We start from the raw sequence: 21663 nt of genomic DNA, 5'->3' as shown, positions 1-21663 counted from the left end.
AGTGACCGGTCCTCCACCGAGGAGACCCTGTGAGGAGAACGCGCCCGTGAGTGCACCCCTGAGGTTGATGGCAGTCCATGCCCACCCCGACGACGAGTCGAGCAAGGGCGCCGCCACGATGGCGCGTTACGTACGCGAAGGCGTGGAAGTTCTGGTCTGTACCCTCACGGGCGGTGAGCGCGGTTCGGTGCTCAACCCGAAGATGGACCGGCCCGAGGTCGTGGCGAACATCGGCGAGGTGCGCAAGGCCGAGATGGAGCGGGCCCGCGAGATCCTCGGGGTCCAGCAGCGTTTCATGGGCTTTGTCGACTCCGGCCTGCCGGAGAGCGAGGAGGAGGAGCTGCCCGAGGGCTGCTTCGCCCTGCAGAAGCTTGAGGACGCCTCGGCCCCGCTGGTGGCCGCCGTGCGCGAGTTCCGTCCGCACGTGATCATCACGTACGACGACGACGGCGGCTACCCGCACCCCGACCACATCATGACCAACAGGGTCTCGGTCGAGGCGTTCGAGGCGGCCGGCGACCCCGACCGCTACCCGGGCGCCGGCGACCCCTGGCAGCCGCTGAAGCTCTACTACCAGATGGGCTTCACCAAGGAGCGCTTCGAGGCGCTGCACGAGGCCATGACCGAGCGCGGGCTCGGCTCCCCGTACTCCGACTGGATCGCGCGGTGGGAGGACCGGCCCGCCAAGTGGCCGGTGACCACGCGGGTGCCGTGCGGCGAGTACTTCCAGATCCGCGACGAGGCGCTGCTCGCGCACGCCACCCAGGTCGACCCCGACGGCTTCTGGTTCGTCTGCCCGCGCGAGCTGCAGCAGGAGATCTGGCCGACGGAGGACTACCACCTGGCTCGCTCGCTGGTCGACACCGAGGCGCCCGAGGACGACCTGTTCGCCGGCATCCACGCCGAGGACGTCTCACCCGCCTGCCACTGACCGGACCATCCCATCCGGGTGGCAGACTGAAGGTGTGACAGTTCTCGTAGCTGGTGACATCAGTCCGGGTCTGCTCGGCTTCACCGTCGTCGCCCTCATCGGGCTGGCCTTGTACATCCTGATCAAGTCGATGAACAAGCAGATCTCGAAGATCCAGGTTCCGCACGAGGGCGACGTGGACAAGAAGGCCGGATAGATGCCGATCGAAGTGGTCGACAACTCGACGGAATGCCGCTTCGAGGTGCTCGTCGACGGCAAGGTCGCCGGGTTCGCCGACTACCGCCTGCTGCCCACCAAGATCGTCTTCACCCACACCGAGGTGCTGCCCGCCTACGAGGGGCAGGGGCTGGCCGGCAGGCTGGTCGAGTTCGCGTTGCGCGCGAGCATCGACACCGGGCTGCGCATCGTGCCGCTGTGCCCCTACGTGGCCCGCTACATCGAGCGTCACCCCGAGTTCAGGGAGTTCACCGACTCCTCAGCCGCGGGGTGACCAGGCCCGCTCCAGCGCCTTGGGCAGGCCCCACCAGCCCAGCGCGGTGAGCACCTCTCCGGCGTCCACGATGCCCAGGTAGGACCACAGGCTCACCACCGAGGCGAACAGGCCCTCGGTGGCGTCCAGGTCGTCGTCGTCCTGCTCGTCGGTGTCGATGTCGTCCGACTCGGCGATGAGCCTGGCGACACGTTCGGGCGAGGCCAGCACCCCGGGCCCCAGCCGGGCCAGCGCCGCCACCGCGGCCAGCCAGTCGGCGTGCTGGATGGCACAGAGGTTGGCCAGCGCGGTGTCCTCGTGGCTCAGCTCCCTCTCCAGGTCGGCGAACTCCTCCGGCGCGTCGCCCTCCTCCGAGAGGTCGGAGACCGGCCCTGCCACGCCCGCCGCCACCGTCAGCCACAACTCCATGTCGTCGTCGGGCACCGGCCGCTCGTCGAACCCGGCGCAGGCCCGCAACACGTTCGCGGGGTAGCCGGGCAGGTCCAGCAGCCCGCGCAGGCGCGCGGCGGCCAGCTCCAGCTCGACCACGGGCAGATCGGGCGCCTTGGGCAGGTCGCCGACGATGCGCCGCAACTCCGACAGCGCGAACGCCTCCTCCTCGTCGAGCGCGGCGAACAGCTCCTCGTCCTGCTCGTCGCTGACCGCGAAGCCGGGCACCCGGCCGTCGGGCAGCGGCGTGGCCAGCCAGTGCTCCTGAAGCTCCTCGTACGCCCGGCGGGCGGCGTGCTCGCCCCGCGCCAGCGCGTCGGGGTCGATCTCGCCCGCCCTGACGCGCTCCTCCAGGAAGGCCACCATGTGGTCGAACATCTCGGCCGCGACGGGACCGCGCTCGTCCTCCTCGGGCCAGACGAAGTAGCTGGGCGTCATGAGGATCGGCTCGGTGCCGGTGGACTCGACCCAGCGTTGCACGTCGCCGACGGTGGCCAGGCCCGCCTCGATGGAGCCGAGCGTGGCCTTGGCGGAGTCCCAGAACGGCAGGGAGAGCGGGTTGCCCGCCGACATCATGGCCCGGCGCAGGTCGGGCAGCGCCACCAGCGCCACGCCCGAGGGCACGGCGAGCAGCGCGCGTGCCACGTCCCTGCGCGTGACGGCGGTCGCCGGGCGGCCCGCGTGGGCGCAGACGTAGTCGATGTCCACGCCCGTAACCTACGCCGTACCCGCCGCCGGAGTCAGCCATGGGGGCGGCCCGCCGGCGTACGGGAGCGCGGCTAGGGTGATCCTGGGGAGGTCCTGATGAACCGGTTGAACGACGCCACGAGTCCTTACCTGCTGCAGCACGCGGCCAATCCCGTGGACTGGCATCCATGGGGCGAGGAGGCGTTCGCCGAGGCCCGCCGCAGGGACGTGCCGCTGCTGATCAGCGTGGGCTATTCGGCGTGCCACTGGTGCCACGTGATGGCGCACGAGAGCTTCGAGGACGCCGAGACGGCCGCCGTGATGAACGAGCACTTCGTCAACGTCAAGGTCGACCGCGAGGAACGCCCCGACGTCGACGCCGTCTACATGACCGCCACCCAGGCCATGACCCAGCAGGGCGGCTGGCCGATGACGGTGTTCGCCACGCCCGAGGGCCATCCGTTCTACTGCGGCACCTACTTCCCGCGTCCCCACTTCCGGCGCCTGCTGGCCGAGATCCACCGGGTGTGGACCGGCGACCGGGAGTCCGTGTTGCGGCAGGGGGCCAAGGTGGTCGAGGCGCTCAACCAGGGCACCACGTTCCCGCGCGGCGCCACGCCCGGGGCCGAGACGCTGGAGCGGGCCGTCGCCAACCTGCGGGAGTCGTTCGACGACGTCGCGGGCGGGTTCGGCGGCGCGCCGAAGTTCCCGCCGTCGATGGTGCTGGAGTTCCTGCTGCGCTCGGGCGAGCGCGAGATGAGCGGCAAGACCCTTGAGGCCATGGCCCGCGGCGGCATCTACGACCAGCTCGGCGGCGGTTTCGCGCGTTACAGCGTCGACTCCGGCTGGGTGGTCCCGCACTTCGAGAAGATGCTCTACGACAACGCCCTGCTGCTGCGGGTCTACACCCACTGGTGGAAGGCCGGCGGGGGCGACCTGGCCCGGCGGGTGGCGCTGGAGACGGCCGGCTGGATGCTGCGCGAGCTGCGTACGCCCGAGGGCGGCTTCGCCTCGGCCCTCGACGCCGACAGCGAGGGAGTGGAGGGCAAGTTCTACGTCTGGACGCCCGAGGAGCTGCGCGAGGTGCTCGGCGACGACGACGGGCGCTGGGCCGCCGGGCTCTTCGAGGTCACCGGCACGTTCGAGCACGGCACGTCGGTCCTGCAGCTCCCGCGCGACCCCGAGGACCCCGTACGCTACGCCGGCGTGCGCGGCAGGCTGCTGGCGGCCAGGGAGCTGCGGGTGCGGCCCGGCCGCGACGACAAGGTCGTGGCCTCCTGGAACGGCCTGGCCATCGCGGCGCTCGCGGAGGCCGGCGTGCTGTTCGAGCGGCCCGACCTGGTCGAGGCCGCCGTCGGCGCGGCCGAGCTGCTGGCGACCACCCACATGGCCGACGGCTGGTTGCTGCGCACCTCGCGCGACGGGCGGGCGGGCGCCAACGCGGGCGTGCTCGACGACTACGCCAACCTGGCCGAGGGGCTGATCTCCCTCTACGGCGTGACCGGCACGACGAAGTGGCTCCGGCTGGCCGGCACGCTGCTCGACGCCGTGCTCGACCGCTTCTCCGACGGCTCCGGCGGCTTCTACGACACCGCTGACGACGCCGAACGGCTGTTCCAGCGTCCGCAGGACCCCACCGACAACGCCACGCCCTCCGGCCAGTACGCGGCCGCCGGGGCCCTGCTCTCCTACGGCGCGCTGACCGGCGCGGCCCGGTACCGCGAGGCCGCCTCGGCCGCGCTGGGCACGGTGTCGGTGCTGGCCGAGGGGCATGCCAGGTTCGCCGGGTGGGGGCTGGCCGTGGCCCGCGCGGCGCTCGACGGGCCCGTGGAGGTGGCGGTCGTCGGCAGCCCGGCCGACCCGCGTACGGCCGCCCTCCACCGGGAGGCGCTGCTGGCCGACGTGCCGGGGCTGGTGGTCGCGCCCGGCGAGGCCGGTCAGACCTTCCCGGCGCTGCTCGAAGGCCGCGGGCCGATCGGGGACGCGCCGGCCGCCTACGTGTGCAGGGGCTTCACCTGCCGCCTGCCGGTCACCACGGTCGACGCGCTCCGCGCCGAACTGGCGGCCGGGGCCTGATGAGAGGCCCCGGGCGCGGTTCAGCCTGTGCCGGAGGGGCGGCCCTGGGTGTCGCGGCTCTCGTCAGGGAGCCCTGAAGGCTGGTCGGGGGCCGTCGTGGGGGCGTCCTGGGGGCGTTCGTCCTGCCGGTTGCCGCGGTTGTCGCCGCCGAAGCCGTCGTCGGTGGGGGCGTCGGTCGTGGGCTGGTCGCCGAAGGGCGCCTCGCTGCGGCCCGGGTCGGGGGTGCCCCACTCGCCCTGGTCGGCCGGCGGCGTGTACGGGCGGTCGTCCGGCACGTCACGGTTGCGGTCGGGAGGCGAGTAGGAGGACTCGTAGCCGTACTGGGACGGCTCGGGGAACTCCTCGACGGGCTCGCCCGCCATCGCCTCGGTCATGAACGCCCGCCAGACCTGCGCCGGGAGCTGGCCGCCGAACTGCGTGCCGTAACCGGGGATGGTGACGGTCTTGTCGTCGCTGCGGAACATGTTCACGGCGACGGCGAGCTGCGGGACGAAACCGTTGAACCAGACGTTCTTGGAGTCGTCGGTGGTGCCGGTCTTGCCGGCGACCGGGCGGTCGTAGAGGCGGGCGGCGGTGCCGGTGCCGTACTTGACGACCTGCTGCATCGCGTACGCCGCCTCGGCGGCGGCCTGCTCCCCCACGACCTTCGTGGCGACGGGCTTGACGGTCTTCTTCTCGCCCTTGCCGTCGGTCACCGACCTGACCACGTGGGCCTCCATGTGCACGCCCTTGTTGGCGAAGGTGGAGAACCCCGAGGCGTTCTGGACGGCGCTGACCGAGGACACGCCGAGCGGGAAGGTCGCGTACGCCTGCTGCCCCTGCACCTGCTCCTTGGGGATGCCCGCGGCCTCGGCGACGGCCGCGACCTTGTCCAGGCCGACCTTCTGGCCGAGGTCGACGAAGGCGGTGTTGACGGAGTTCTGGGTGGCGCTGACCAGGTTGATCTGACCGTAGGAACGGCCGCTGTCGTTGGGGATGGGCTTGTCGGCGGAGGCCACGCGCAGCGGCGAGTTGCCGTCGACCCTGGTGGACAGGTCGAAGCCGTTGTCGAGCGCGGCGGCCAGCGTGTACGGCTTGAACGTCGACCCCGCCATCCGCTTGGCCGAGAACGCGTTGTCGTAGTCGCCGACCTGGTCGTGGCGGCCGCCGTAGAAGGCGACGACCTCGCCGTTGGCCGGGTCGACGGCGGCCAGCCCGGTGCGCACCTTCTTCGGCGTCGAGGCCGGGACGACGTCCTTGACGGCCTGCTCGGCCGCCGCCATGAGCTTCTTGTCGAACGTCGTGACGATCTTCAGGCCGCCGCCGTTGATGGCCTCGTCGGAGTAGCCGCGCCGGTTGAGCTCGGCGGTGACCTGGTCGAGCATGTACTGGCCCTGACCCTTGAGCACGAACGGCTTCTTGGGCGCCTTGAGCACCGGGAAACGCTCGGCGGCCGCCTGCTGGCGCGACAGCGCGCCCGTCTGGCCCATGGCGTTGATCACGCCCTGCCAGCGGTAGCGGGCCGCAGCCAGATCGGCGCCCTCGGGGTCGGCGAAGCGGCTGGGCTGCTGGATGACCGCCGCCAGGTAGGCGCCCTCTGCGACGGTGAGTTTGTCCACGTCCTTGCCGAAGTAGGCGCGGGCGGCCGACTGGACGCCGTTGGCGCCGCGGCCGAAGTAGATCGTGTTGAGGTACTGCTCCAGGACCCAGTCCTTCGACTTGGACTGGTCGACCTTCATGGCGATGAGGATCTCTTTGAACTTGCGGGTGACCGAGCGTTCCTGGCTGAGGCCGCTGTAGTAGTTGCGCACGAGCTGCTGGGTGATCGTCGAGCCGCCCTGGAGCTGCTGCCCCGTGAGGGTGGACCAGACGGCCCGCGCGGTGCCCTTGAGCGAGACGCCGCCGTCGTTGTAGAACGAGCGGTTCTCGGCGGCGATGACCGCGTCGCGTACGTGCTTGGGCACCTTGGCCAGCTCGACGTTCCTGCGGTCGACGCCCTGCCTGGCGAGCACGGTCTTGCCGTCGCGGTAATAGATCACCGAACCCTCGGCGGTGGCCGATTTCTGGGTGCTGTCGGGAATAGGAGTCATCGCCCAAGCAATGGCGAAAAGCCCGGCGAGCACCACGATTCCGGCGCCGAAAGAGATCAACAGAATTCGGAGTACGCGCCGTTTTCGCATGCCCTTTCCACCACCGCCCCGCATCCGAGAACCCCCTCTTCAGACACCCTCGCCCAACCCCCGCGAGCTGGGCGAATGTCAAGGGTAAACGATCGATAACGGTGCCTCGTCCCTTAGCGATGGTACGTCTAGCGACCGCCGCGGCGCGGAACATCGGCGACCAATGGCAGCACTCGGTAAGGAACGGGCGTGTCGAGCGCGATGATCGAAGAAGTCCTGAGCACCCCCTGAACCTCCACGATCTGGTCGATGACCCTTTGCAGATCGGCATTGGTCCGCGCGACCACCCGGCAGAGCAGGTCCGCGCCGCCGGTGATGGTGTGCACCTCCAGCACCTCGGGGATGTGGGCCAGCCGGTGGGCGACGGGGTCGTGCCCGGAGACCTGCCTGATCTCCATGGTGACGAACGCCGTCACGTCGTAGCCGAGCGCCACGGGCGACACGTCGGGCCCGAACCCCGTGATCACACCCCTGGCGACCAGCCGGTCGAGCCTGGCCTGGACGGTCCCGCGGGCGACGCCCAGGCGGCGGGAGCATTCGAGCACGCCCAGCCGGGGCTCGGCGGTCAGGAGTGAGATCAGCCGGGCGTCCAGTTCATCGATCGTCATGCTGTACAGATTCTCCGACTCTGCCCCTGTGAGGGTAGGCAGATTGTGCACTCATTCATGTAACTCTTGCACAACTCGTCCAGCTATATCGAGAGTTAGGGGCATGAGTGATGTCTTTCCGGTTAACGGCATGGACGCCGTGGTGTTCGCCGTCGGCAACGCCAGGCAGGCCGCCCACTACTACTCGACCGCTTTCGGCATGCGACTGACGGCCTACCGCGGGCCGGAGAACGGCAGCCGCGACGAGGTCGCCTACGTCCTGACCTCGGGCAGTGCCACGTTCGAGTTCAGGGCCTCGGTCCGGCCCGGCACGGACATGGCCCGGCACGTCGCCGAGCACGGTGACGGCGTGATCGACCTGGCCATCCAGGTGCCCGACGTGGAGGCGGGGTACGCCTACGCGGTCGCCCACGGGGCCAAGGGCCTGGTGGAGCCGTACACACTGGAGGACGAGCACGGCAAGGTGGTGATCGCGGCCATCGCCACGTACGGCGAGACGCGGCACACGCTCGTCGACAGGTCCAACTACGGGGGCGCGTACCTGCCCGGGTACGTGCCGGCCGAGCCGCTCGTCGCGCCGCCCACGACCAAGACGGGACGCCTCTTCCAGGCGGTCGACCACTGCGTCGGCAACGTCGAGCTGGGCAAGATGGACGAGTGGGTGGAGTTCTACCGCAAGGTGATGGGCTTCACGAACATGGCCGAGTTCGTCGGCGACGACATCGCCACCGAGTACTCGGCGCTGATGTCCAAGGTCGTGGCCGACGGCACGCGCAAGGTCAAGTTCCCGCTGAACGAGCCCGCGATCAGCCGCAAGAAGTCGCAGATCGACGAGTACCTGGAGTTCTACGGCGGCCCCGGCGTGCAGCACATCGCGCTGGCCACCAACGACATCCTCACCACGGTCGACCACATGCGCGCCGCGGGCGTGCAGTTCCTCGACACGCCCGACAGCTACTACGACGACCCCGAGCTGCGGGAGCGCATCGGGCAGGTCAGGGCGCCGATCGAGGAGCTGAAGAAGCGCAAGATCCTCGTCGACCGGGACGAGGACGGCTACCTGCTGCAGATCTTCACCCAGCCCGTACAGGACCGTCCCACGGTCTTCTTCGAGCTGATCGAGCGGCACGGCTCGCTCGGCTTCGGCAAGGGCAACTTCAAGGCCCTGTTCGAGGCCATCGAGCGTGAGCAGGAACGCAGGGGCAACCTTTAGTTTGTCCCGACTCGGTGGGGGTGATCTGGACTTTATGGGACCACCACCACTTTTTGGACCAATGGGGCGCCGGCGGCGAACAGCCGCCGGCGCCTCCGGCTCGGCCCCCTTCAGCGTGACGATTCGTCGAGCACGTGTGACCCAGAGTAAGATTTCGGTCACGTGTTGAAGGGGGCTCGTTCACGCATGCTAATCAACAGACGCGGTATGGCCGTGCTGGCGGCGCTGGTCAGCGTGCTCGCGTGCGCGCCCACCGACGAACCGCCGCCCCGCGCGGCCGCCGCCCGGCACGCGGGCGCGCCCGGCATCGGCGACACCGACTTCCCGCGCGACGGCAACGGCGGCTACGACGTCGCCAACTACTCGCTGACCGTCGACTACACCCCGGCGAGCAAGCGGCTCACCGGGGTGACGAAGATCCGCGCCAAGACCACCCAGGACCTGTCGAGCTTCAACCTCGACCTCACCGGCCTCGACGTCGCCAAGGTCACCGTCGACGGCGACCCCGCGCGTTTCTCCCGCAAGGGCGGCGAGCTGACCGTGACCCCGGCCGCGCCGCTCGTCGCCGACTCGCCGTTCACCGCGGAGATCTCCTACTCGGGCACTCCGGCGCCCGCCAAGGACACCGCCAACCTCGGCACGTACGGGTTCATCCCGACCGCCGACGGCGCGTTCGTGGCCTCCGAGCCCAACGGCTCCAAGACCTGGTTCCCCAGCAACGACCACCCGGCCGACAAGGCCACGTTCGACTTCACGGTCACCGTGCCGGCCGGCCTGACCGTCGTGGCCAACGGCGAGCAGACCGCGCCGCCGGCCACCTCCGGCGGCCGCACCACCTACCGGTGGAGCGAGCGGCACCCGATGGCCACCTACCTCGCCACGGCCACGATCGGCAAGTTCCAGGTCCGCGAGGGCCGCTCGGGGGGCGGCATCCCGACGTACGCGGCGGTCGACCCGCGGTTCAAGACCAGCCTCGACAAGGTCTACAACCTCTCGGGCGAGATCACCGACTACTGGAGCACGGTCTTCGGCCCCTACCCGTTCTCCTCGACCGGCGGCGTGGTCGACGACTACTCGGCCGGCTACGCCCTGGAGAACCAGACCAAGCCCCTCTACGGCGGCTTCGACCCCGACGAGGGCATCATCGCCCACGAGCTGGCCCACCAGTGGTTCGGCGACAGCCTGACCATCAAGCGGTGGAAGGATTTGTGGCTCAACGAGGGGTTCGCCACGTACGCGGAGTGGTTGTGGTCCGAGCACAAGGGCAAGAAGAGCGCCGACGCCATCTTCAAGGACTTCTACAACCGCGGCGCCCAGGACCCGGTGTGGGCGTACCCGCCGGGCCGGGCCAAGCCCGGCGACCTGTTCAACGAGTCGGTCTACACCCGCGGCGGCATGACCCTCCACGCCCTGCGCAAGGCCGTCGGCGACCCGGCGTTCTTCAAGCTGCTCAAGACCTGGACCGCGCAACACCGCTACGGCAACGTCACGACGCGGCAGTTCGTCGACCTGGCCGAGAACGTGTCGGGCAAGGACCTCGACCCGCTCTTCGACGCCTGGCTCTTCCAGCCGCGCCGCCCGACACTCGCCTGACCTGCACTGAAACGCATCCCTTCGTCCCGTCCAAGTAGAGGTGTAAGGGCGAACGACGAAGGGAGCGAGGCCAGTGCGCCTCAACGAGGACCCGATGGCCTTCGAGGCCTTCTATCGCCGCCATGTCGACGCCGTCATGCGGTTCGTGGTCCGGCGGGTGAGTGATCCCCATCTCGCCGCCGACCTGACCGCCGACGTCTTCCTGGCGGCTCTGGGCTCGGCCCACACCTACGTACCGGGCCGGGGCAGCGAGACGGGCTGGCTGTACGGCGTGGCCCGCAACGTGGTGTCGGCCCAGTTCCGCAGGTCGGCGCGGGAGGCGCAGGCGACGAGCCGGATCGCCGGGCGGCGGCTGATGGACGACGACGACCTCGTCCGGATGGAGGAGCGGATCGACGCCGAGCGCCGGACGCGCGGCGCCCTGGAGGCCATGGCGGGCCTGCCCGAGGGCGAGCGCGCAGTCCTGGAGCTCGTGGCGATCGACCAGCTCACCGTCTCCGAGGCCGCCGCCGCCCTGGGCATCAGGCAGGTCACCGCACGCGTCCGGCTGCACCGGGCCAGGCGTGCCCTTGAGGACGTCGTTTCGCCGTCGGCCGTGTACGTGGAGGGACAGGCATGAGCAGGTTCGAGGAGCGGTTGCTGGGCGCGCTCAAGGAGGAGATGGCGGCCGGGACCGGCCCGGTCGTGGCGCCGGCCGCCCACCGGCCCCGGAGGCGGGGGCGGGTCGTTGGGCTGGCCGCCGCGGCGGGGGTCGCGGTGGTCGCCGCGGTGGCGGTCACCGGGGTGCTGGGCGGGCCGGCGTACGCGGTGGACCGGACGGCCGACGGCGGGGTCGAGGTGGAGATCAGCGCCTTCCGGGACCCCGCCGGGCTGGCGGACGAGCTGGGCCGGGCCGGGGTCAAGGCGGTGGTGGACTACCTGCCGTACGGCCAGACCTGCAAGGAGCCGCGCGGGCGGCACGGCGGCGGGGACGGCGGCGGCGGGCGGTTCGAGGCGAGCATCGGCAGGAGCGGGGACGGGATCTCCTTCCGGATCGCGAAGGGGCAGGTCCCGGCGGGGCAGACGCTCGTGCTGGCGGTCACGCTGGACCGGAGCGGGGCCGAGTCGCCGCCGTTCTCGACGTCGTTGCAGGTCGTCGAGGGGGCGGTGGCCGCCTGCGAGCCCACCGCGATGCCCGGGCCGCCCGACGGCGGCACCGTCGACCAGGAGACCGGCGACGACGGCCCCGGCCTGCGCACAGGAGGCGCCTGACCGCCGGCGGTCAATCGCGGGCGGAGGTCCAGCAGGCCGTCAGTCGCGGGTGGAGGTCCAGTAGGCGTCGCCGGCCAGGAGGAGGGCGGCGGCGCCGATCAGGCCGGCCTCCTGGACGAGTGCGGCGGGCATGACCTTGAGGCGGCGGGCGAAGCCCATGCGGGCGTGCTCCCGCAACGCCTCCTCCAAGGGGCCGAACAGCGGCTCACCCGCCTGGGACAACCCGCCGCCGATCGTCACCAGGTCCAGGTCGCACAGATGGGTGGCGGAGGCGATGGCGATCCCGAGCGCCCGTCCGGCCCGCCGCATCGCCCGTAGAGCCACCGGGTCCCCGGCCGTCGCGTCCGCCGCCAGCGCCCGTCCGGTGACCACCCGGTCCTCCCGGTACGACTCCTCGTCGCCCTCCCGGGGGGTGCCGGGGGTCCAGCCCTGGGACAGGGCCCACGTGGTGAGGGCGGGGCCGCGGGCCACCGCTTCCAGGCAGCCGTGGCCGCCGCAACCGCAGAGGGGACCGCCGTCCGGTTCGACCACGACGTGCCCGATGTGACCGGCGTTGCCCGTACCGCCGTTGACCAGGCGTCCGTCCAGGATCAGGCCGCCGCCCACCCCGGTCGAGACCACCATGCCCAGCATGTCGGCGCTCCCCTGCCCGGCGCCCCGCCAGTGCTCGGCGGCGGCCAGGCAGATGGCGTCGTTGTGGAGGCGTACCGGTAAACCGGGGAAACGGCGGGCGAGCCGGGCGCGCAGCGGGAAGCCGCGCCAGCCGGGCATGTTGAGCGGCGAGACCTCGCCGTCGGGCCAGGTCATCGGTCCTCCGCAGCCCACGCCCGCGACCTGGGCGCCGGCCGCCAGCGGGTCGATGAGGGCCGTGAGGGTGTTCCACAGCGTCTCGGCGCCGGCGTTCTGCGGGGTGGCGGCGCGCCTGGAGGTGGTCACGGTGCCGTCGTGGGCCACCAGCCCGGCGGCCATCTTGGTCCCGCCGACGTCGATCGCCAGGATCACGACAGCTCCGGCTCCGCGGCGCTGGAGAACACCAGTACGGAGGCCGTCAGCCCGTGCACATGGTTGTGGCCGCCGACCGGTCCGACCTCACCGGCGGCGAAGAAGCCCGCGACGCCGATCGGTCCCAGCGTGTCGCGCAGGGCGACCGGGTCGTGGTCGGCGGTGCCGAACATCGCCGAGCCCCGGCCGTTGCAGGAGAACAGCAGCGCGCCGTCCACCTTGCCCAGTTCCTCGCGGTGGGCGTCGAGCAGGTCGTACAGGTCCTCGTCGGCGGTGGCCGCGTCCCTGACCTGGAACCGCACGGTACGGCCGATCTCCACGATGTCCCCGATGGCCACGGCCTCGCGTTCGGGGTCGATGCCGATGACGCCTCTGATGAGGAAATCACCGCGTTCGTGGCGTTCGGCGTACTCGTCCATGGCGACGCCGATCTGGAGCCCGGCGGCGACCAGCTCGCGGTCGTCCTCGTCCAGCTCGCTGACGATGTCCTCCAGCCGGCCGAGCGCGGGCTGCCCGGCCAGTTCGAGCAGCAGGTTCTCCTCCGAGGCCGTGACCACCATGCTGGGCCCGATCGGGCGGCAGCCCTGGCTGACCACCGTACTGATCTTGATCGGCCCGCTGAGCAGGACACCGATCGCGCCCTCGGTGTAGATCTTGCCGTCCGCGAACAGCCGTACGGACCCTCTGCCCTGAAGCCCGTTGGCCAGGCCGCCGATCAGCGGCAGGTCGCCCAGCACATCGACCGAACGCTCCACGAACGCGTCGGTCGGAAACGTGTACGGATCGGCCAGCAGGATCGCCACATGGTCGTCCCCGGTGCGCTCGGGAAGGCCGACGACCACGAACCGGTCCTCGGCCGTCAGCGTCTCCAGCGCGAACGTGGTGAGCCTGGCCCCCTCCAGGGTGGCGGCCCACGCGCTCACAGCGGGCGTCAGCTCGACCCCCTGCCCGTCGCCGATCACGCCGGTGGCGCTGCATCCGATCACATGCGCCTCGGGCGCCAGCTTCATCGCGGCCTGGCCCGCCCTGGCGACGTCCTCGGGATCCTCGCCGCAGATGAAGAAGCAGACCAGGTCGGCTTGGCCGCTGAGCCTCGACAGTGCCTGGCCGACGGCGTTCTCCGCGGCCTCCACCAGGTCGGACCCCACCGCGAGGCCGTCGGCGAAGCGGCTTGTCAGCAAGGCCACGCGTCTCGCCTCCCTCGACATGTCCATGTTCCTTAGGCCCGATTCTCCCCACTAAAGGGACAAGCACGCGCACGAACCGTCACGCAATAGGTCAAGATCCGAAATCTCCGCCAGATGCGAAACTCTCTGCCGCATTTTGCGCAGGGGACGTAGTCTCGATCCCGTGCATCAGCCACGTATTCTCCGCGAGTTGCGAGAGAGCGGCCACGTTCATCGCACCGTCAAGGCCGAGGTCCGGGAAAACCTGCTGGTCAGGCTGCGGGCCGGCGAGCCCCGGTTCCCCGGCATAGTGGGCTTCGACGACACCGTTCTGCCACACCTGGAGCGGGCGCTGCTGGCCGCGGGCGACCTCGTCCTGCTCGGCGAGCGCGGGCAGGGCAAGACGCGGCTCATCCGCACGATCACCGGCCTGCTCGACGAGTGGACCCCGGTGGTCGAGGGCTGCGAGATCAACGACCACCCGTACGCACCCGCCTGCACGCGCTGCAAGACGCTGGCGCGGGAGCTGGGCGACGAGCTGCCGGTGGCGTGGAAGCATCGCGACGAACGTTACGGCGAGAAGCTCGCCACTCCCGACACCTCCGTCGGCGACCTCATCGGCGACGTCGACCCCATCAAGATCGCCGAGGGACGCACCCTCGGCGACCCCGAGACCGTCCACTACGGCCTGGTCCCCCGCACCAACCGTGGCGTCTTCTCCGTCAACGAGCTGCCCGACCTGGCCGAACGCATCCAGGTCTCGCTGCTCAACGTGCTGGAGGAACGCGACATCCAGGTGCGCGGCTACAACCTGCGCCTCCCCCTCGACATCCTGCTCATCGCCAGCGCCAACCCCGAGGACTACACCAACAGAGGCCGCATCATCACGCCGCTGAAGGACCGGTTCGGCGCCGAGATCCGCACCCACTACCCGCTGACGGTCGAGGACGAGCTCACCCTCATCCGCCAGGAGTCGGTGCCCGACATCGGGGCCGACGTGCCGGAGCACCTGGTCGAGGTGATCGCCAGGTTCACCCGGCTGGTCCGCGAGTCCACGGCCGTCGACGCCCGTTCGGGCGTGTCGGCGCGCTTCTCGATCGCCGCCGCCGAGACGGCCGCCGCCTCCGCCGTACGCAGGTCCGCGATCAAGGGCGAGGACCAGGCCGTCACGCGCGTCTGCGACCTGGCCTGCGTGGTCCACAGCCTGCGGGGCAAGGTGGAGTTCGAGGTCAGCGAGGAGGGCAGGGAGACCGAGATCCTGGCCCACCTGCTGCGCCGGGCCACGGCCGAGACGTTCCGGAGCCGGCTGGGCGGCATGGACCTGGCCCCGTTGACCGACAAGTTCGCCGAGGGCGCCCAGGTGGAGTCCGGCGACATGGTCGCCGCCGCCGAGCTGCTGCACCAGATCGGCCCGGTCAACGGCCTGGCCCAGGTCATGTCCAGGCTCGGCATGGGCGCCGGCGAGGAGTCCCCCGGCCACGCCGCGGCGGCCCTGGAGTTCGCGCTTGAGGGTCTTTACCTGATGCGGCGGTTGTCAAAGGAAGACCTCGACGGAGTCACGATCTACCGGACGTGAACAATCGGGCGGTTTCCCTCGTCGTACGTTTGGTTGTTCACGACTTCTGGGGGGAACCGCCCATGCGTCTGCTCGTCCATGCCACCGCCGCCGCCCTCGTCCTGGGCGGCCTCGCGCTGCCCGCGCGGGCGGCGACCGTCACGCACGCCTACGGATACGCCTGGGCCGACGGCACGGGCAGTCTGCGGATTGTGCCCATGAAGCCCGCCAAGGTTCGGCGTAGCGGCAACGTGCTCTACAAGCTGACCCCGGTCCCGGGGGCCAAGGAGCTCAAGCTCGACTACACCCGCGCCGCCTACAGCCGGGTGACGACCGCCTGCGGCCTGAAGGAGACCGAGGGCCGGGTGGCGCTGGACCGCGACGGGCTGGGCCGTACGGCGTGCAAGCCGGCCCAGCTCACCGTGACGCTCCTGGAAGGCGCGGTCCCGCTGCGCGTGGAGTACCAGGACGGTAAGGCCGTCAAGGCACAGGAGTTCCTGCTCGACGCCTGGCCGGAGCCGCGTACCGCGCGCGGCACCGTCGAGCGGATCGACGACGCGACGGTCCTGTTCCGGTCCGGCGGCCGGCAGGTGAAGCTGGGCTACACGTACATGACGTCCTTCTACCGGGCCACGGCCCGCTGCGGCGACCGGTGGGTGTCGGGCAGGCCGTCCGGCGTCGACAAGCGCGGGCTCGGCACGAAGCCATGCGAGGCGGCCGACCTCACCAAGGCGCTCAAGGGCGCTAGGCGTGCCGTCCAGGTCGAGGTCAGTTATACGCCTGACGCGAACAGCGCCGTCGAGGTGTGGGAAGTGGCCCGGCGTCCGTAGACGGGCGGGGGCCGGTTGGGGTTAGCGTGGAAGCGTGATGGCCTTCCGCTACGGCGAATACCACGACGGCCCCGACCCCCTGGCCCCTCCCTATGACGTACGCGCGGCCCTCGACGAGATGGGCGACGCGATCCTGTCCGGTTCGACGCCGGTCCACGCGCTGCGCGACCTGCTCAAGCGCGGTCTGCCCGGCAGCCAGGACCGGCGGGGGCTCGACGACATGCTCCGGGAGGTCCGCAGGCGGCGCAGGGACCTGCGCGAGCGCGGGCGGCTCGACGGCACCCTTGAGCGGGCGCGGGCCCTGCTGGACAAGGCGATCGGTCAGGAGCGGGCCGAGTTGTTCCCCGACCCGTCCGACGACGCGCGGCTGCGCGAGGCCGGGCTCGACGGGCTGCCCGAGGACACCGCGAGCGCCATCCAGGAGCTGAGCACGTACGAGTGGCGCTCGGCGGCGGCGCGGCAGACGTTCGGGGAGCTGCGCGACCTGCTGCCGATCGAGGTGCTCGACAGCCAGTTCAGGGGGCTGCGGGACGCGCTGGCCAACCCCGACCCCGAGGCCATGGAACGCGTCCGGCAGATGATGTCCGACCTGAACGACATGTTGGACAAGGACACCCGCGGCGAGCACACCCAGCACGACTTCGACGCCTTCATGGCGAAATATGGCGACCTGTTCCCGGAGAAGCCGCGCAACCTTGAGGAACTCATCGACATGCTGGCCCGCCGGGCCGCCGCGAGCCAGCGCATGCTGGCCTCGATGACCCCCCGCCAGCGCGAGGAGCTGTCCGGGCTCATCAACCAGACCCTCGACCAGGCCGGCCTGTCCGAGCAGATGCGCCGCCTCGGCGAGGCCCTCCACTCCCGCCGCCCCGACCTGGCCTGGAACGACCCCGAGCGGCTGACCGGCGACGAGCCTCTGGCCATGGGCGACGCCGTCACCGCCCTGGAGGAGCTGGCCGACCTCACCCAGCTGGAGACCGCCCTGCGCCAGGACTACCCGGGCGCGCGGCTCGACGACATCGACGAGGCCGCCGTACGCCGGGCACTCGGCCGGGCGGCCGTCGACGACCTGGAGGCGCTCAAGCGCATCGAACGGGAGCTGGAGGAGCAGGGCTACCTGCTGCGCCGCCGCGGCAAGCTGGAGCTGACCCCCAAGGCGGTCCGGCGGCTGGGCGAAACCGCGCTGCGGCGGGTGTTCTCCTCCCTCCTGGCGGGCCGGCGCGGCGACCACGACCAGCACGACGCGGGTTCGGCCGGCGAGCTGACGGGCTCCACCCGGCCGTGGCGCTTCGGCGACGAGCAGCCGATCGACGTGGTCCGCACGCTGGTCAACGGCGTGCGCAGCGGCGGCCTGGCGACCGCGACGCAGGCCGGGCGGGCCCGCGTACGGCTGTCCGTCGACGACTTCGAGGTCGCCGAGACCGAACGCCGCAGCGCCGCAGCGGTGTGCCTGCTGGTCGACCTGTCGTACTCGATGGCCCTGCGCGGCACGTGGGCCGCGGCCAAGCAGACCGCGCTGGCCCTGCAGGCGCTGGTGGCCTCCAAGTTCCCGCAGGACGCCGTGCAGATCATCGGCTTCTCCAACTACGCCAGGGTCCTCCAGCCCGACGAGCTGGCCGGCCTCGACTGGGACATGGTCCAGGGCACCAACCTGCACCACGCCCTCCTGATCGCGGGCCGCCACCTCGACCGCCACCCCGACTTCGAGCCGGTGGTGCTGGTGGTCACCGACGGCGAGCCGACCGCCCACCTGATGCGCAACGGCAGGTCGGCCTTCGAGTGGCCGCCCTCGCACGAGACGCTTGAGCTGACGTTGTCCGAGGTCGACAAGATGACCCGGCGGCGGGCCACGATCAACGTCTTCATGCTGGCGGCCGACGACCGGCTGAAGGAGTTCGTGGACGAGGTCGCCCGCAGGAACGGCGGCCGGGTCTTCTCCCCGAGCGCCGACCGGCTCGGCGAGTACGTCGTCAGCGACTTCCTCCGCCTGCGCCGCTCCCGCTGACACCCGGACGCCGGCCTGCGAGACCCAGGCCGGCGCTCCTGACCGGTGGACGCGACCTGGACGCGACCGGTGGACGCGACCGGGCCGGTCAGGCTTCGATCAGGCGGGCGTAGAAGTCGAGGGCGACGTCGAACCCGTCGCGGCAGTTGCGGTGGGACCGGTAGCAGGGCCGCCAGGCCGAGCTGGCCCCCACCCCCGCCCTGGCGTCGCTGAGAGCCGTGGGAACACGCTCCGGCCGGGGCAGCAGCCCGTGGCCCAGGTAACGCACCCCGGTGAGCTCGGCGTGCGCGCCGGGACCGCCGGAGACGAAACGGCCGAGCCGCCAGCCGCTCTCCTCGTCCCACACCAGCGCGTGGCCGTCGGCCAGCTTGACCGTGGCGTCACGCGGATCGCAGGGGCCTTCCCACCAGTCGGCCACCTCGGCTCCGAGCAGGTCGACGACGCGCTCCACATAGCCCACCGGCTGTTGCAGCCACTCGTCGGTGTACGGCTCGACGTGCCTGATGGCCACGTACGGCACCCCCTTGTGCCCTAAGGGTAAGAAAAAAGCGACGGTTCCCAACCATACCCGTGGCGAACTTATTCCGTTGCACGTCCGTCTAGTCATTACGGACGATATTCACGTCCACCACGGGGAAGGAGGAGAGCCCATGATTGCCACGATCCTGCTGATCATCCTGATGGCCGTCGCGGTGGCGGCCACGGAGCTCATCATGCGTTGCTCCTCGAAGGTTAAAGAGAGTGTCGAACCGCCGACTGAGATCGTCGGGGACTAGTCTCAGGCGCATGTCCCTGCTTCTCTGGCTGCACATCGGCTTCGCCATCTTCACGATCGGCCCGCTGACCGCCGCGACGATGGCGGCTCCCCGGGCCATCCGCAACAAGAACGTGCCCGTTCTGCGGAACATCCAGCGCACGACGCGGATCTACGGCCTCGCCTGTCTGGGGGTGCTGGTGTTCGGGGTGGCCGTGGGCATCGCCGTCGGGAACGGCGTGCTCGGCCTGTGGTACATGACGGCGTCGATGACGCTGTTCATCGTGGCGATCGTGTTGCTGGTCATCATCGACCGCGACCTGCGCACCGCCGTCCGCGTCCTTGAGAGCGAGGACGCGGGCGACGACGCGCAGGTGCAGCTCGGCCGGATCGCGGCGATCAGCGGCCTGCTGGCCGTGATCTGGCTGGTGATCCTCTTCCTGATGGTGGTCCCGACGCCCTAGCCGAGGGCCTGCGTGAGGTCGGCGAGCAGGTCGTCGATCGTCTCGATGCCGACCGACAGCCGCACGAGGTCGTTCGGCACCTCCAGCGGCGAGCCGGCCGCCGAGGCGTGCGTCATCCTGCCGGGGTGCTCGATGAGCGACTCGACGCCGCCCAGCGACTCGCCGAGCGTGAACAGCTTGGCCCGGTCGCACACCTGCACGGCCTCCGCCTCGCCGCCCGCGACGCGGAAGGACACCATGCCGCCGAAGCGCCGCATCTGCTTGCCGGCCACCTCGTGGCCGGCGTGCTCGGACAGGCCCGGGTAGAGCACCTGGGTCACGCGCGGGTGCGCGAGCAGCAGGTCGACGACGCGTTCGGCGTTGTCGCAGTGGCGGTCCATGCGCACGCCGAGGGTCTTGAGACCGCGCAGCGTCAGCCAGGCGTCGAACGGCCCGGCCACCGCGCCCATCGCGTTCTGGTGGTAGGCCAGCTCGTCGCCGAGGTCCTTGTCGCCCGCGACCAGCGCGCCGCCGACGACGTCGGAGTGGCCGCCGATGTACTTGGTCGTGGAGTGCACGACCACGTCGGCCCCGAGCGCGAGCGGCTGCTGCAGGTACGGCGAGGCGAAGGTGTTGTCCACGACCAGCAGCGCGCCGCTCTCGTGGGCCAGCTCGGCCAGGGCGGCGATGTCGGCGATGCCGAGCAGCGGGTTGGTCGGCGTCTCGACCCAGACGATCTTCGTCTTCTGCGTCATGGCGGAGGCCACCGCGTCGAGGTCGTGCAGCGGGACCGGGTCGTAGTGCAGGCCCCAGCGCTCGTGCACCTTGGCGAACAGCCGGTACGTGCCGCCGTAGGCGTCGTTGGGGATGATCACGTGGTCCTGCGGCTTGCACACCGTACGCAGCAGGGTGTCCTCGGCGGCCAGGCCCGAGGCGAAGGCCAGCCCGCGCGCGCCGCCCTCCACGGCGGCCAGCGCCTCTTCCAGCGCCGTCCTCGTGGGGTTGGCCGAGCGGCTGTACTCATATCCAGAACGCAGGCCGCCCACGCCGTCCTGCTTGTAGGTGGACGTGGCGTAGATCGGCGGAACGACCGCGCCGGTCAGCGGGTCGGGCTCCTGACCTGCGTGAATCGCCAGGGTCTCAAAACCGTTGGTCATATGCCCCACGTTAACGGAAAGCGGCCCGCGATCCGTTCCCCGACGGACCGCGGGCCGAAGGCGGGGCCGTCCCCCGACTGCGCCCGCCCCGGGCCCGCGCGCCATGCCGCGCGGGCCACGTTCACGAAGGCTCAGGCTGCCTTGGGCGTGCTCGCCGTCCCGGCCGGGACGGCCGGAGCGGGCGCGGCGCTGAGCCGTACGACCTCCACGTCGATGTGGCGGCCACTGCCGCCCTCCGCGTCCTCCCCGTTGATACGGGAGAGCAGCACCGGGTCGGCAAGCGCGAGCAGCGCCGTGACGACCAGTCCCAACCCCAGCAGAACGAACCCGATGACAACCATGTCCTGTCCCCCTTCCGATGTCTCCAAGCTTCGCCGACCGGCACCCGCCGCCACCTCCGCTGAAGGGTTGGTCCGCCGGCCGCGGGGTCGGCCGATCGGTTGATACGAGTTGTCCGACTTCCGGCCTACTCTCATGGCGTGGGGGATTCGAAAGGCATCGTGTACTGGGTCCGGCGGCTGAGCGAGCTCGCGATGCTCGGCTGGCTCGGCATGATGCTGCTGCTCGACCTGGTCATCGCCGTGGGCGCCGGGGGGCTCCAGTGGCTCGTGCCGGGCTGCGGCGCGGCCGGGATCGCGGCCGTCGTGCTGCGCCGCCGCTACCGGGTCGAAGGCTTCTCCGCGGTGCTGGGGTTGTCCTTCGCCGTGTCGCTGGCCATCGGGTCGGTGGACGCGCCCGGCGCGCCCGGCATGGCGGAGACGGGTTCGCTGCTCATCCTCCTGATCGGCGTGCTGCGGCACGTGGAGCCGGTACGGCGGGCGGCCGTGCTGGCGTGCGCCGGGCTGATCGTGCTGATGGCCGAGTCGGCGGGGCGCGACTACCACTCGGCGGGGCTGGCGTTCGCGTTCCTGCTGTTCGCGAGCTGGTCGACGGCCGCGGGCATCGGCGGCTACCTCCGCTTCCAGCAGGAACGCCGTACGGAGGCCGTCCACTCGGTACGGCGGGCCGAACGCCTCGAACTGGCCAGGGAGCTGCACGACCTGGTCGCGCACCACATCACCGGCATCGTCGTCCAGGCCCAGGCCGCGCGTACGGTCGCCGAGAACAAGCCCGAGGCGGTGCTGCCCGCGCTCGACGCGATCGCCACGGCCGGGTCGGAGGCGCTGACCTCGATGCGGCGGATGGTCACCGTGCTGCGCACCGAGGACGAGGCGGGCCGCAAACCCGGCACGAGCCTGGCCGACCTGCGGATCCTGACCGAACGCTTCTCGGCCGAGGGGCCGAAGGTGGCGTTCGAGATCGGACAGGGCCTCG

Annotated in this window: 21 protein-coding genes and 1 pseudogene; 14 read left to right on the top strand and 8 right to left on the bottom strand. The window is 70.9% G+C overall.

Features of this window, described 5'->3' with window-relative positions; genetic code table 11:
- The first annotated feature begins 46 nt into the window (after positions 1-46).
- The 3 genes from mca to DMB42_RS21055 are packed head-to-tail and all read left to right on the top strand — an operon-like array spanning position 47 to position 1421.
- Positions 47-931: a mycothiol conjugate amidase Mca gene (gene mca, locus DMB42_RS21060; protein ID WP_125636675.1), complete on the top strand. Its 885-nt coding sequence runs from the start codon at positions 47-49 to the stop codon at positions 929-931.
- 34 nt (positions 932-965) lie between these two features.
- Positions 966-1127, top strand: coding sequence for a hypothetical protein (locus DMB42_RS53320; RefSeq protein WP_185844778.1), 162 nt, complete (start codon positions 966-968; stop codon positions 1125-1127).
- The gene (locus DMB42_RS21055; protein ID WP_125636674.1) at positions 1128-1421 is read left to right on the top strand and encodes a GNAT family N-acetyltransferase; all 294 of its coding nucleotides are present in this window, start codon (positions 1128-1130) and stop codon (positions 1419-1421) included. It abuts the gene before it with no gap.
- On the opposite strand, the gene DMB42_RS21050 is transcribed toward DMB42_RS21055, so the two are convergent.
- Positions 1407-2558: a hypothetical protein gene (locus tag DMB42_RS21050; protein WP_260477826.1), complete on the bottom strand. Its 1152-nt coding sequence runs from the start codon at positions 2556-2558 to the stop codon at positions 1407-1409. The genes DMB42_RS21055 and DMB42_RS21050 overlap by 15 nt on opposite strands.
- Positions 2559-2654: 96 nt before the next feature.
- Between DMB42_RS21050 and DMB42_RS21045 the strand changes: the two genes are divergently transcribed.
- The gene (locus tag DMB42_RS21045) at positions 2655-4613 is read left to right on the top strand and encodes a thioredoxin domain-containing protein (RefSeq protein ID WP_185844777.1); all 1959 of its coding nucleotides are present in this window, start codon (positions 2655-2657) and stop codon (positions 4611-4613) included.
- A 20-nt stretch (positions 4614-4633) separates the two neighbouring features.
- On the opposite strand, the gene DMB42_RS21040 is transcribed toward DMB42_RS21045, so the two are convergent.
- Both DMB42_RS21040 and DMB42_RS21035 read right to left on the bottom strand, forming a co-directional pair.
- Positions 4634-6682 carry a transglycosylase domain-containing protein gene (locus DMB42_RS21040; RefSeq protein ID WP_260477825.1) on the bottom strand — a complete coding sequence of 683 codons (2049 nt, stop codon included), beginning with the start codon at positions 6680-6682 and terminating at the stop codon, positions 4634-4636.
- Between the two features lie 218 nt (positions 6683-6900).
- The gene (locus tag DMB42_RS21035) at positions 6901-7380 is read right to left on the bottom strand and encodes an Lrp/AsnC family transcriptional regulator (protein ID WP_125636672.1); all 480 of its coding nucleotides are present in this window, start codon (positions 7378-7380) and stop codon (positions 6901-6903) included.
- A gap of 103 nt (positions 7381-7483) precedes the next feature.
- On the opposite strand from DMB42_RS21035, the gene hppD reads away from it, so the two are divergent.
- The 4 genes from hppD (at position 7484) to DMB42_RS21015 (ending at position 11437) form a co-directional block, all read left to right on the top strand.
- The gene (gene hppD / locus DMB42_RS21030) at positions 7484-8593 is read left to right on the top strand and encodes a 4-hydroxyphenylpyruvate dioxygenase (RefSeq protein WP_125636671.1); all 1110 of its coding nucleotides are present in this window, start codon (positions 7484-7486) and stop codon (positions 8591-8593) included.
- A gap of 186 nt (positions 8594-8779) precedes the next feature.
- Complete coding sequence (locus DMB42_RS21025; RefSeq protein ID WP_185844775.1) at positions 8780-10186, top strand: M1 family metallopeptidase; 1407 nt, start codon at positions 8780-8782, stop codon at positions 10184-10186.
- Positions 10187-10259: 73 nt separating this feature from the next.
- Entirely contained in the window at positions 10260-10805 is a 546-nt protein-coding gene (locus tag DMB42_RS21020) for an RNA polymerase sigma factor (protein WP_221762266.1), read from the top strand.
- Positions 10802-11437, top strand: coding sequence for a hypothetical protein (locus DMB42_RS21015; RefSeq protein ID WP_125636670.1), 636 nt, complete (start codon positions 10802-10804; stop codon positions 11435-11437). Before DMB42_RS21020 ends, DMB42_RS21015 begins: the two co-directional genes overlap by 4 nt.
- A 39-nt stretch (positions 11438-11476) precedes the next feature.
- On the opposite strand, the gene DMB42_RS21010 is transcribed toward DMB42_RS21015, so the two are convergent.
- Together DMB42_RS21010 and DMB42_RS21005 are read right to left on the bottom strand one after the other, a co-directional pair.
- On the bottom strand, positions 11477-12439 hold the full coding sequence (locus tag DMB42_RS21010; protein ID WP_125636669.1) for an ROK family protein: 963 nt from the start codon (positions 12437-12439) through the stop codon (positions 11477-11479).
- The gene (locus DMB42_RS21005; RefSeq protein ID WP_260477848.1) at positions 12436-13617 is read right to left on the bottom strand and encodes an FIST N-terminal domain-containing protein; all 1182 of its coding nucleotides are present in this window, start codon (positions 13615-13617) and stop codon (positions 12436-12438) included. Before DMB42_RS21005 ends, DMB42_RS21010 begins: the two co-directional genes overlap by 4 nt.
- A gap of 172 nt (positions 13618-13789) precedes the next feature.
- Here DMB42_RS21005 and DMB42_RS21000 point away from each other — a divergent pair, with 172 nt between their 5' ends.
- The 3 genes from DMB42_RS21000 to DMB42_RS20990 all read left to right on the top strand — a co-directional run bounded on the left by DMB42_RS21000 (position 13790) and on the right by DMB42_RS20990 (position 17995).
- Positions 13790-15181 carry a sigma 54-interacting transcriptional regulator gene (locus tag DMB42_RS21000; protein WP_125636667.1) on the top strand — a complete coding sequence of 464 codons (1392 nt, stop codon included), beginning with the start codon at positions 13790-13792 and terminating at the stop codon, positions 15179-15181.
- 62 nt (positions 15182-15243) lie between these two features.
- Complete coding sequence (locus tag DMB42_RS20995; RefSeq protein ID WP_125636666.1) at positions 15244-15990, top strand: hypothetical protein; 747 nt, start codon at positions 15244-15246, stop codon at positions 15988-15990.
- A gap of 37 nt (positions 15991-16027) precedes the next feature.
- Complete coding sequence (locus tag DMB42_RS20990) at positions 16028-17995, top strand: VWA domain-containing protein (RefSeq protein WP_125636867.1); 1968 nt, start codon at positions 16028-16030, stop codon at positions 17993-17995.
- A gap of 88 nt (positions 17996-18083) precedes the next feature.
- Here DMB42_RS20990 and DMB42_RS20985 read toward each other — a convergent pair whose 3' ends face one another.
- Positions 18084-18506: a DUF6292 family protein gene (locus DMB42_RS20985; RefSeq protein ID WP_229824666.1), complete on the bottom strand. Its 423-nt coding sequence runs from the start codon at positions 18504-18506 to the stop codon at positions 18084-18086.
- 139 nt (positions 18507-18645) lie between these two features.
- Between DMB42_RS20985 and DMB42_RS55065 the strand changes: the two genes are divergently transcribed.
- Both DMB42_RS55065 and DMB42_RS20980 read left to right on the top strand, forming a co-directional pair.
- Entirely contained in the window at positions 18646-18771 is a 126-nt protein-coding gene (locus DMB42_RS55065; RefSeq protein ID WP_260477824.1) for a hypothetical protein, read from the top strand.
- Between the two features lie 10 nt (positions 18772-18781).
- Positions 18782-19213, top strand: a complete 432-nt coding sequence (locus DMB42_RS20980; protein WP_125636664.1) for a hypothetical protein — start codon at positions 18782-18784, stop codon at positions 19211-19213.
- Here DMB42_RS20980 and DMB42_RS20975 read toward each other — a convergent pair.
- Complete coding sequence (locus DMB42_RS20975; RefSeq protein WP_125636663.1) at positions 19210-20349, bottom strand: cystathionine gamma-synthase; 1140 nt, start codon at positions 20347-20349, stop codon at positions 19210-19212. The two genes, DMB42_RS20980 and DMB42_RS20975, sit on opposite strands and share 4 nt — an antisense overlap.
- A 131-nt stretch (positions 20350-20480) precedes the next feature.
- On the bottom strand, positions 20481-20690 hold the full coding sequence (locus DMB42_RS20970) for a hypothetical protein (RefSeq protein WP_125636662.1): 210 nt from the start codon (positions 20688-20690) through the stop codon (positions 20481-20483).
- A gap of 192 nt (positions 20691-20882) precedes the next feature.
- On the opposite strand from DMB42_RS20970, the pseudogene DMB42_RS56015 reads away from it, so the two are divergent.
- A pseudogene (locus tag DMB42_RS56015) lies at positions 20883-21545 on the top strand (histidine kinase dimerization/phosphoacceptor domain-containing protein); the annotation flags it as partial.
- Positions 21546-21663: the final 118 nt, after the last annotated feature.

Source organism: Nonomuraea sp. WAC 01424, assembly GCF_003947315.1.
Lineage (GTDB): Bacteria > Actinomycetota > Actinomycetes > Streptosporangiales > Streptosporangiaceae > Nonomuraea > Nonomuraea spiralis.
Note: the sequence above shows the minus strand (reverse complement) of the source record. Positions and strands in the feature narration are given on the sequence as shown.

What these genes read in the sequence shown, in the direction of transcription:
- DMB42_RS21055 (WP_125636674.1), top strand. Translation starts at nt 1,128, where the DNA reads ATGCCGATCGAAGTGGTCGACAACTCGACGGAATGCCGCTTCGAGGTG.
- DMB42_RS21045 (WP_185844777.1), top strand. Translation starts at nt 2,655, where the DNA reads ATGAACCGGTTGAACGACGCCACGAGTCCTTACCTGCTGCAGCACGCG.
- DMB42_RS21040 (WP_260477825.1), bottom strand. Translation starts at nt 6,682, where the DNA reads ATGACTCCTATTCCCGACAGCACCCAGAAATCGGCCACCGCCGAGGGT.
- DMB42_RS21035 (WP_125636672.1), bottom strand. Translation starts at nt 7,380, where the DNA reads ATGACGATCGATGAACTGGACGCCCGGCTGATCTCACTCCTGACCGCC.
- hppD (WP_125636671.1), top strand. Translation starts at nt 7,484, where the DNA reads ATGAGTGATGTCTTTCCGGTTAACGGCATGGACGCCGTGGTGTTCGCC.
- DMB42_RS21025 (WP_185844775.1), top strand. Translation starts at nt 8,780, where the DNA reads ATGCTAATCAACAGACGCGGTATGGCCGTGCTGGCGGCGCTGGTCAGC.
- DMB42_RS21015 (WP_125636670.1), top strand. Translation starts at nt 10,802, where the DNA reads ATGAGCAGGTTCGAGGAGCGGTTGCTGGGCGCGCTCAAGGAGGAGATG.
- DMB42_RS20995 (WP_125636666.1), top strand. Translation starts at nt 15,244, where the DNA reads ATGCGTCTGCTCGTCCATGCCACCGCCGCCGCCCTCGTCCTGGGCGGC.
- DMB42_RS20990 (WP_125636867.1), top strand. Translation starts at nt 16,028, where the DNA reads ATGGCCTTCCGCTACGGCGAATACCACGACGGCCCCGACCCCCTGGCC.
- DMB42_RS55065 (WP_260477824.1), top strand. Translation starts at nt 18,646, where the DNA reads ATGATTGCCACGATCCTGCTGATCATCCTGATGGCCGTCGCGGTGGCG.
- DMB42_RS20980 (WP_125636664.1), top strand. Translation starts at nt 18,782, where the DNA reads ATGTCCCTGCTTCTCTGGCTGCACATCGGCTTCGCCATCTTCACGATC.
- DMB42_RS20975 (WP_125636663.1), bottom strand. Translation starts at nt 20,349, where the DNA reads ATGACCAACGGTTTTGAGACCCTGGCGATTCACGCAGGTCAGGAGCCC.
- DMB42_RS20970 (WP_125636662.1), bottom strand. Translation starts at nt 20,690, where the DNA reads ATGGTTGTCATCGGGTTCGTTCTGCTGGGGTTGGGACTGGTCGTCACG.